A 9,383-nucleotide genomic window follows, 5' to 3' on the forward strand; every position below is an offset into this window, starting at 1 on the left:
GACGAGGTGTCCGCGGGCTTCCGGTGACAAGCCTAAAGCGTGTGCTCCGAAGAGTTACTCGCCCTTGGCCTTCGCGATGATCTCCTCGGCGACGTTCCGGGGAACCTCGGCGTAGGAGTCGAACTGCATCGAGTAGCTTGCGCGACCCGAGGTCTTGCTGCGGAGGTCGCCGACGTAGCCGAACATCTCCGAGAGCGGCACCAGGCCCTTGACGACCCGGGCACCGGCCCGCTCCTCCATGGCCTGGATCTGGCCACGGCGGGAGTTGATGTCGCCGATGACGTCGCCCATGTAGTCCTCGGGCGTGGTGACCTCTACGGCCATCATCGGCTCGAGGAGCACGGGGCCGGCCTTACGGGCACCCTCCTTGAACGCCTGCGAACCGGCGATCTTGAAGGCGAGCTCGGAGGAGTCGACCTCGTGGTAGGCGCCGTCGAGCAGGGTCACGCGCACACCGGTCATCTCGTAACCGGCGAGGATGCCGAACTGCATGGCTTCCTGGGCGCCCGCGTCGACCGAGGGGATGTACTCCCGCGGGATGCGGCCACCGGTGACCTTGTTGACGAACTCGTAGCTCGCGTCGCTGTCCACCAGAGGCTCGATCATGATCTGAACCTTGGCGAACTGACCCGTGCCACCGGTCTGCTTCTTGTGGGTGAAGTCCACGCGCTCGACGGTCTTGCGGATCGTCTCACGGTAGGCGACCTGCGGCTTACCGACGTTGGCCTCGACCCGGAACTCCCGCTTCATGCGGTCGACCAGGACCTCGAGGTGGAGCTCGCCCATGCCGCCGATGACGGTCTGGCCGGTCTCCTCGTTGGTGTGCACCTGGAAGGAGGGGTCCTCCTCCGCGAGACGCTGGATGGCGACACCCAGCTTCTCCTGGTCACCCTTGGACTTGGGCTCGATGGCGACCTCGATGACGGGAGCCGGGAAGTCCATGGACTCCAGGATCACCGGGGCCTTCTCGTCGGACAGCGTCTCACCGGTCGTGGTCTGCTTGAGACCCATGACGGCGACGATGTCACCGGCGCCCACCGACTCGATCTCCTCACGCTTGTTGGCGTGCATGCGGTAGATCTTGCCGATGCGCTCCTTCTTGCCCTTCACCGAGTTCAGCACCGAGGTGCCGGACTGGAGACGGCCCGAGTAGACGCGCACGAAGGTGAGCTTGCCGAGGTGCGGGTCGCTCATGATCTTGAACGCCAGCGCCGACAGCGGCTCCTCGTCGGACGGCTTGCGGGAGACGACCTTCTCCGCGTCCTTGACGTCCTGGCCTTCGATGGCCTCGACGTCGAGGGGCGAGGGGAGGTAGCGCACGACCGCGTCGAGCAGGGGCTGAACGCCCTTGTTCTTGAACGCCGTACCGCAGAACACCGGGGTGACCGTGGTGTCCGAGGACTTGCCGGACGCGATGGTGATGCGGCGGACGGCCGCGTAGAGCTGCTCGACGGAGGGCTCGTTGCCCTCCAGGTACAGCTCCATCAGCGCGTCGTCGTTCTCGGCGACGGTCTCCAGCAGCTTGCCACGCCACTCGGCGGCCAGCTCGGTGTGGGTCTCCGGGATGTCGACGGTGTCGTACATCTCGCCCTTGGCGGCGTCCGCCGACCAGACGTACGCCTTCATCGTCACCAGGTCGACGACACCCTGGAAGTCGGCCTCGGAACCGATGGGCAGCTGCATGACGATCGGGGTCGCGCCGAGGCGGTCCGTGATCATGTCGACGCAGCGCAGGAACTCGGCGCCGGTGCGGTCCAGCTTGTTGACGAAGCAGATGCGCGGGACGCCGTAACGGTCCGCCTGACGCCAGACCGTCTCGGACTGCGGCTCCACACCGGCGACGCCGTCGAACACGGTGACGGCACCGTCGAGGACGCGGAGCGACCGCTCCACCTCGACCGTGAAGTCCACGTGGCCCGGGGTGTCGATGATGTTGATGGTGTGGTCGACGTCCTCGAGCGGCCAGTGGCAGGTCGTCGCGGCGGACGTGATCGTGATGCCGCGCTCCTGCTCCTGCTCCATCCAGTCCATCGTGGCAGCGCCGTCGTGGACCTCACCGATCTTGTACGAGACACCGGTGTAGAACAGAATCCGCTCGGTGGTCGTCGTCTTGCCCGCGTCGATGTGGGCCATGATCCCGATGTTGCGGACCTTGGCCAGGTCAAGTGAAGTGGTAGCCATAAGGCTTCAGTCTTCTCTCGGTCTCGATGGGGGTAGCGACTACCAGCGGTAGTGCGCGAAGGCCTTGTTGGACTCGGCCATCTTGTGCGTGTCCTCGCGCTTCTTCACAGCGGCACCCAGGCCGTTGGAGGCGTCGAGAAGCTCGTTCATGAGGCGCTCGGTCATCGTCTTCTCACGGCGGGCGCGCGAGTAGCCGACCAGCCAGCGCAGCGCCAGCGTGTTGGCGCGGCCGGGCTTGACCTCGATCGGGACCTGGTAGGTCGCGCCACCGACACGGCGGGACTTGACCTCGAGGGTGGGCTTGATGTTCTCAAGCGCACGCTTCAGGGTGATGATCGGGTCGTTGCCGGTCTTCTCGCGCAGGCCCTCCATGGCGCCGTACACGATGCGCTCGGCGGTGGAGCGCTTGCCGTTCAGCAGCACCTTGTTGATGAGGGAGGTCACCAGAGGAGAACCGTAGACCGGGTCGATGATGACCGGGCGCTTCGGGGCGGGGCCCTTACGAGGCATTCTTACTTCTCCTTCTTGGCGCCGTAGCGGCTGCGGGCCTGCTTGCGGTTCTTGACACCCTGGGTGTCGAGGGAGCCGCGGATGATCTTGTAGCGAACACCCGGCAGGTCCTTCACACGGCCACCACGCACGAGCACGATGGAGTGCTCCTGCAGGTTGTGTCCCTCACCCGGGATGTAGGCCGTGACCTCGATGCCCGAGGTCAGACGCACACGCGCGACCTTACGGAGGGCCGAGTTCGGCTTCTTCGGGGTGGTCGTGAACACACGCGTGCAGACGCCGCGGCGCTGGGGCGAACCCTCGAGTGCGGGCGTCTTGTTCTTTTCGACCTTGTCCTGCCGGCCCTTACGGACCAGCTGCTGGATCGTAGGCACTACTTCTCCGGTTTCTGTGTGCCGAACAGGTAAAGCTAACCTGGAACACCCCCGACCCACGCGGTCGGGTGTGTCGAATACCGCGGAGCCCCGCTAGCACACGGGAGAAGCGCAGATTGCGGTGCTGACGCCTGACGCTCACCGCGCGGGTTGGACACGCACGGGAGCCCAGACACACCCCAGGCACAAGGTCTGAGCGTACCTATCGCACGGAGTTCGGTCAAAACAAATGCACGCGCAGCGGACGGGCTGGTCAGACGCCCCGTACCCCGGGGCGGACCGGCGCCCTCCGCTGCATGATCGTCTTCTGGTCCCGCGGGGGACGCTACACCGGGCCGCCGGGTGGTGCCAGGGGCACCCTGGCCGGAATCGTTCGCCGGCCCCCGGCACGCCCCCTCCCACCCTCTGTGTGTTTTCGGCCACAGAGCGCAGCTTTCCCGCCGAGTAGCGGGGCGGGGGGATTCATTCCGGTCAAGGGCGGGCCACCTGGGCCGGGGGGGTCAGTACGTTGACCCGTCCCGCCCCGTCCGTACCTCCGTACGGCCGCTCGGGCGCGGACGGGGAACGGGGAACCACGGGGAGGGGGCCGATGACGGCCGGGGGAGACGGGCTGGACGACCGGGTGCCGTTCCTGGCCCGGCTGGAGGGCGGCGAGCGGCAGGCGCTCCTCGCCCTCGGCTCACCGATGACGTACGCGCCCCGGCAGGCCCTGCTGCGCGAGCACGAACCCTCCGCGCACGTCCTGCTCCTGCTGACCGGGTGGACCAAGGTGACGGCCGCGGCCCCCAACGGGTACGAGGCGCTGCTCGCGCTGCGCGGCCCCGGCGACATCGTGGGCGAGTTCGCGGCCCTGACCAGCAAGCCCCGTTCGGCGCACGTGACGGCGCTGGAGGAGGTGCGGGCGGTCGCGGTGGAGCCGGCCCGGTTCACGGAGTTCCTGCGCTCGGCGCCCCAGGTGTCGATGACCCTGCTGGCGCTGGTGTCGGACCGCACCCGGGCGGCGGACCGGCGCCGGCTGGAGTTCGCCTCGATGACCGTGCGGGAGCGGTTCGCCTCGCTCCTGCTGGAGCTGGCGCGCGGGTTCGGGCGGCGGACCGCCGACGGGGTGGAGCTGCAGGTGCCGCTCAGCAAGCAGGAGTTGGCCGGGTCGGTCGGGGCCTCGCGGGAGATGGTGCAGCGGCTGCTGAAGGAGCTGCGCGACCGGGACGCCGTCGTCACCGGACGCCGGGCGCTGGTCGTGCGCCGCCCCGACGTGCTGCGCCGGATCGCCGGGGGCGGGCCCTGACGGGCCCGCCGGGCTCTCTCCCTCCGCGCTCCCTGTAAACACCGTCACAGTCCGACAGCGCCATCCGTCCTCACGCGGGGCGGCGCCCGGGCGCCACGCTGAGACCACTCGCCCGGCACAGTCCGCGCCGGGCCGGGAAACGCCGTTCGCACTCCGGCCCCAGGGCCGTTCCGAGAGGTAGGCAGGGCACGATGAACGATCCCGTCAACCGGACGATGCTGCTGGTCGACATCGAGAAGTTCAGCGACCGCGACGACGTCGAACAGGCCTTCCTGCGGCGGATGTTGTACGACGTGGTCGACCGGACCATGGAGCGGGCCGGGATCGACGAGACGCTGCGGCTGCGGGCCGACCAGGGCGACAGCGTCATGGAGTTCATCGATCCGAACGTCCCGGTGCCGCAGGTGCTGCGCTCGGTCATCTCGGAGCTGCCCGCCCAGCTGAAGGCGGTCAACCGGATGGCCTCCCGCGGCGCCCAGATGCGGCTGCGGACCGTGGTGGCCAGCGGGTTCATCGCGCTGGACGAGCGCGGCGTCTGGGTCGGCGGCGACCTCAACCACGCCTGCCGCCTCCTCGACGCCGACCTCCTGCGCGCCGCCCTGCGCGAGCGGCCCGGCGACGTCGCGCTCTGCGTCTCGCAGAGCGTCTGGACCGGGATCGTCCGCCACCACCATCTCGGCATCCCCGCCGAGGAGTTCCACGAGGTCACCCTCGCCAGCAAGAACGGGCCCCTGCCCGCCTGGCTGCTCGGCCCGGTCCCCGCCTCGGGACAGGCCGCGCCGTCGCCGGGCGCGTCAGGGCCCGCACCGACCCCGGTCCCGGACGCTTCGGGGGAGCGCCCGGGACCGGCCGGGGGAACGGAGGCCGGGCCGTCGGGGGGCGGCTCGGCCTCCACCTCCACCTCCGCCCTGGCAGCCGGCCCGGCCCCGGCAGCCGCCCCCGCTCCGGCGACCCCGCCCCCGGCGGGCATCCACTTCACCGGCGGCGCCCCCGCCTTCGGCGGCAGCCTCGTCATGGGGAACCAGCACGGCGTCTCCGGCGGCCGGGTCGACGGCGACGTGGTGATGGGCAGCGTCGGCGGGCCTCCGCGCCCGGGACGCGCCGCCGACGGTCACGCGCCCGCCGACGCCACCCCGGAGCAGGACGCCCCCTCCCCCGACGACCGGCAGCCCCCCGGCACCGGCGAGGCAGGCCCGCGATGAGCGCCCCCGACACCGCCGCGCCCCCGGCGAACCCTGCCCCGAACGGGCCCTCCGCGCCCCCGGCCGACCCGAACGCCCCGCCGCAGCAGGGCCAGGCCCAGGCCGAGGAACAGGACGAGGCGGCCGAGGAGCAGGACCGCCCGCAGGACGCCTGGGCCTCCCGGCGGGAACTGGCCGACCACGCGCCGCCCGCCCTGCGGATCGGCTCCGGTGCCGGGTTCGGCGGCGCCCTGGTCACCGGGGACCAGCACGGGGTGTCCGGCGGGCGGGTCGCCGGTGACGTGATCATGGGGAGCAAGACCGAGATCTGGCAGCTCGGGCCGCCCGCGCCGCACGCCTCGGGCGAGGTCCCGGCGGCGACGCTGGAGCGGCTGGCCGAGTCCTTCGTCGCCGACGAGGAGGCGTTCGGCGCCCTGGCCGACCGGCTGCGCGAGGAGCGCGTCCTGGTCGTCCGGGGCGCCGCCTTCACCGGCCGCCGCACCGCCGCCCTGATGCTGCTCCGCCGGGCCGGCGCCACCTCCGTACGCTCCCTGCTCCGGGACCGCCCGCCCGCCGAGCTGGCCGCGCAGCTCGATGCCGAGCAGCAGCGCGCCGAGCCGGGGCGGGCCGGGGACGCGCCCGCCCCGGGCCCGGTCGGCTACGTGCTCTGCGACCTGATGGCCGACCGCACCCGCCCGCTGCGCGAGCCGCACCTGCTGGCCGTCCGCGACCGGCTCGCCGCGCACGACGGCTACCTCGTGGTGACGGTCGGGCCCACCGCCGTCCTGGAGGAGGTCGACCCGGCCGGCTGGCAGCCGCCCTCGGTCGCCGAGGTGCTCACCGCCCACCTCACCGCCCAGCTGCGCGCTCTGGCCCCGGACCCGGCGACGTGCGAGGAGTACACCGGGCGGGAGTCGGCCCGCCTGCTGGCCCTGCCGGCCGTCACCGGCTTCCTCGCCCGCGACCACCAGCTCCGCGAGGCCGCCGCCTTCGCCCCGGCGCTGGCCCGGCACGCGGCCGGGGGCCTGCCCGCCGACGAGCTGGACGCCTTCTCGCTGGGGGCGCTGGAGAGCCAGGTGCGGGAGTGGTTCGAGGAGGACGAGGCGGCGCTGCCCCTGCGCGACAAGGCGTTCCTCATCTCGCTGGCCGCCTTCGACGGCGGGCCGTACGCCCTCACCGCCGAACTCAGTGACCGGCTCTACGCCGAACTGCTGCGCACCCAGCGCCCGCACGCCCCCGCCGACGTGCCGGTCTTCGGCACCCACATCGGCAAGCGGCTCCAACTGGCGCGGGCGGAGCGGCGCCAGGCCGAGGAGGCGACCGAGTGGGGCCCGGTCCGGCAGTGGGTGGCCGCCTTCCGCGACGACCGGGCCGCCCTGGTCCTGCTGCGGGAGCTGTGGACCGCCCACCCCTCGGCGCGGCCCGCGCTGGTCCGCTGGCTGCGCGCGCTCGCCGAGGACGGCCGCCCGCTGGTACGCACCCGGGCGGCGGCGACCACCGCCGTCCTCGCCCACGCCGACCTGCCCTCCGCGATGGCCCTGCTGATCGAGGAGTGGGCGGCCTCCCCGCGCTACCGCCACCGCATGGTCGCCGCCAGCGCCCTGGCCCTGGCCCACTTCGTGGGCGCCCCCAACGTCCCGCGCATCCTGGACGGCTGGAGCCAGGGCGAGGACCGCCCGATGCGCTGGGTGGCGATCCGCACCCACGCCCTGATCGGCCCCGAACGCCCGGCCGGCACCCTGCGCGTCCTGCGCACGGTGGTCCGCAAGGAGTACGAGGAGTCCCGGCGCGAGGACCCGCCGGCTCCGCTGGACGAGGCGATGGTCGAGGAGCTGGCCGGGGCGGTGGAGCTGCTGCTCCTCTCCGAGGCCCGCGAGACGGTCCTCGGCGAGCTGCTGGCCAGCTACGAGGTGGACCGGCCCGCCCGCGACCTCACCCTCGCCGGGTTCCTGCGCGCCTGCGGGCGGGGTGCAGAACCACATACCGGCCCGGAGTCCGGCCCCGGCCCCGGCCCCGGCGCCGAGGACGAGGGCCCGGACGAGGAACACCCGCCCGGCCGGCCGCTGGTCCTCGACTGGTACCGGGAGGCCGTCGGCGGCCCGGCCACCGCGTGGGTCGCGCACGGCCTGACCCGGCTGTGGCGCGCGGCCCTCGGCGACTCCCTGCACAGCCGGGACGCCCTGGAGGTGCTGCGGCTGTGGGTGCTGGCCGCCGGCCACCGCCAGGACGTCGAGTGGGCGCTGGCCGCGCTGCTCCCGGCGCTGGTCGCCGAGCCGGAGGACGCGCTGCGCCTGGCCCACCTGCTGCGCACCATGCCCGGCGAGGACGGCGCGCCCCCGCCGCCGGTCGCCGCCCGCCTGCTGACCGTCGTCCCCGCCGCCGGCCACCCCGTACCCCAGCACCGCTGAACGCTGAACGCCGAACCGCCGTACCGCCGTTTCGCACCACCGCACGCCGAGGAGACGCGAGCCATGCCCGACCACCACCGCCCGCCGGAGTGGCAGCAGAACGCCGACCGCCACACCGAGCTGCGCGACCCCGTGCTGACCGTGCGGCAGATCTCGCGGTTCGAGTTCAACCGCAAGGCCCTCACCCGCATCGACCACGCCCTGGTCTTCACCACCCCGCGCGGCGGCCACGAGGTCTACCTGCCGCCGCGCAGGCCCAGCCGCAGCGAGGTCGCCGCCCGGCGCTACACCTCGGTCTACGAGGTGGACATGGGCATCCACCCGTGGCGCGAGGAGCTGGCGCTGCCCAGCGACAACGACGCCTTCGAGTTCGGCGCCGAGGTCGACTTCTCCTGGCAGGTGGTCGACCCGGTGCGGTACGTCGCGGGCGGCCACCGGGACGTACCGGCGCTGCTCATCGGCGAGTTGCAGCAGGCGGCGCGCCCGGTCACCCGGCGTTTCCCGGTCTCGGCCAGCGCCGAGGCGGAGCGGGAGCTGCTGCGGGCGATGGCCGGGCTCGGCCCGCTCGGGGCGACGGCCGGGCTCCAGGTCACCTGGACGCTGCGGGTCCGCCGCGACGAGGGCGACATCGCCCATCAGCGGCGGCTGCGCGAGATCGACCAGAACGTGGCCGAGCAGATCCGCGCCGACCAGGGCGGCATGCAGGCCGACCTCGTCCGCCACCAGCGGGACCTCCAGCAGGACGCGCTCCAGATCAGCCGCTCCCTGGAGTACGGCGGGCAGGCCCAGCAGCTCGCCCTCCAGCAGCAGCGCTGGCAGCACGAACAGGCCCTGCTCGCCGGCCGCCAGCAGCTCGAACTCCAGCGGGTCAACGCCGAGAAGGTCGCCTTCTACCAGTGGCACCTGGAGCAGGGCGGCATCCACGCCCTCGCCCTGCACCTCGCCGAGCACCCGGGCGACACCCAGCTGGTGATGGAGAACATGCGCCAGGACCAGCTGGCGCTCATGCAGTCCCAGCTGCACCTGGTCGAACAGGTCCTCAAGGGCGACCATGCCGAGGCGTACGAGCTGGACGAGCCGAAGAAGCTCGCCCTGCGCACCATGACGGAGATCTTCAACCAGCGCCTCCCCGGCGTCCCCCACGAGCCCCCGGTCATCGGCCCGCCGCCCCCGCAGACCCCGCCCTACCCGGGCCGGACCGTGCCCGGCCAGACGGTCCCGGAGACCCCGCAGATCCCCGAGCAGCAGGCCCCGGCCGCCCCTGCCCCGCCCACACCGCCGCCGGCCGGCAACCCGTACACGTCCCCGCCGCCGGCCGGCCCCTACGCCCAGCCGCACCCGTACGCGCCCCCGCCCCCGCCCTGGCAGGCCCCGCCCGGCTACGGCACCTGTCTCTTATACACATCTCCGAGCCCACGAGACCAGAGAGGATCTCGTATGCCGT

7 protein-coding genes are annotated in these 9,383 nt (G+C 72.5%); 4 read left to right on the forward strand and 3 right to left on the reverse strand.

Annotation, left to right across the window (positions count from 1 at the left end; translation table 11 throughout):
• Nucleotides 1–54: 54 nt before the first annotated feature.
• Genes fusA through rpsL form a run of 3 tightly spaced genes read right to left on the reverse strand, consistent with a single transcriptional unit; the run spans nucleotide 55 to nucleotide 3,065 of the window.
• Nucleotides 55–2,181, reverse strand: coding sequence for an elongation factor G (fusA, locus tag IF45_RS0101685; protein ID WP_030305004.1), 2,127 nt, complete (start codon nucleotides 2,179–2,181; stop codon nucleotides 55–57).
• A gap of 39 nt (nucleotides 2,182–2,220) precedes the next feature.
• Entirely contained in the window at nucleotides 2,221–2,691 is a 471-nt protein-coding gene (rpsG, locus tag IF45_RS0101690) for a 30S ribosomal protein S7 (protein WP_003948651.1), read from the reverse strand.
• A 2-nt stretch (nucleotides 2,692–2,693) separates the two neighbouring features.
• On the reverse strand, nucleotides 2,694–3,065 hold the full coding sequence (gene rpsL, locus IF45_RS0101695; protein WP_003948652.1) for a 30S ribosomal protein S12: 372 nt from the start codon (nucleotides 3,063–3,065) through the stop codon (nucleotides 2,694–2,696).
• Between the two features lie 589 nt (nucleotides 3,066–3,654).
• Here rpsL and IF45_RS0101700 point away from each other — a divergent pair.
• The 4 genes from IF45_RS0101700 to IF45_RS31185 form a co-directional block, all read left to right on the forward strand.
• The gene (locus tag IF45_RS0101700; RefSeq protein WP_008407078.1) at nucleotides 3,655–4,350 is read left to right on the forward strand and encodes a Crp/Fnr family transcriptional regulator; all 696 of its coding nucleotides are present in this window, start codon (nucleotides 3,655–3,657) and stop codon (nucleotides 4,348–4,350) included.
• Between the two features lie 191 nt (nucleotides 4,351–4,541).
• The gene (locus IF45_RS0101705; RefSeq protein WP_030305006.1) at nucleotides 4,542–5,552 is read left to right on the forward strand and encodes a hypothetical protein; all 1,011 of its coding nucleotides are present in this window, start codon (nucleotides 4,542–4,544) and stop codon (nucleotides 5,550–5,552) included.
• On the forward strand, nucleotides 5,549–7,939 hold the full coding sequence (locus IF45_RS0101710) for a hypothetical protein (protein ID WP_030305008.1): 2,391 nt from the start codon (nucleotides 5,549–5,551) through the stop codon (nucleotides 7,937–7,939). The genes IF45_RS0101705 and IF45_RS0101710 overlap by 4 nt, the downstream gene beginning before the upstream one ends.
• Nucleotides 7,940–8,002: 63 nt before the next feature.
• The coding region (locus IF45_RS31185; RefSeq protein WP_030305010.1) for a hypothetical protein at nucleotides 8,003–9,383 on the forward strand (1,381 nt) is incomplete at its 3' end.

The sequence above is a fragment of the Streptomyces albidoflavus genome (genome assembly GCF_000719955.1).
GTDB lineage: Bacteria > Actinomycetota > Actinomycetes > Streptomycetales > Streptomycetaceae > Streptomyces > Streptomyces albidoflavus.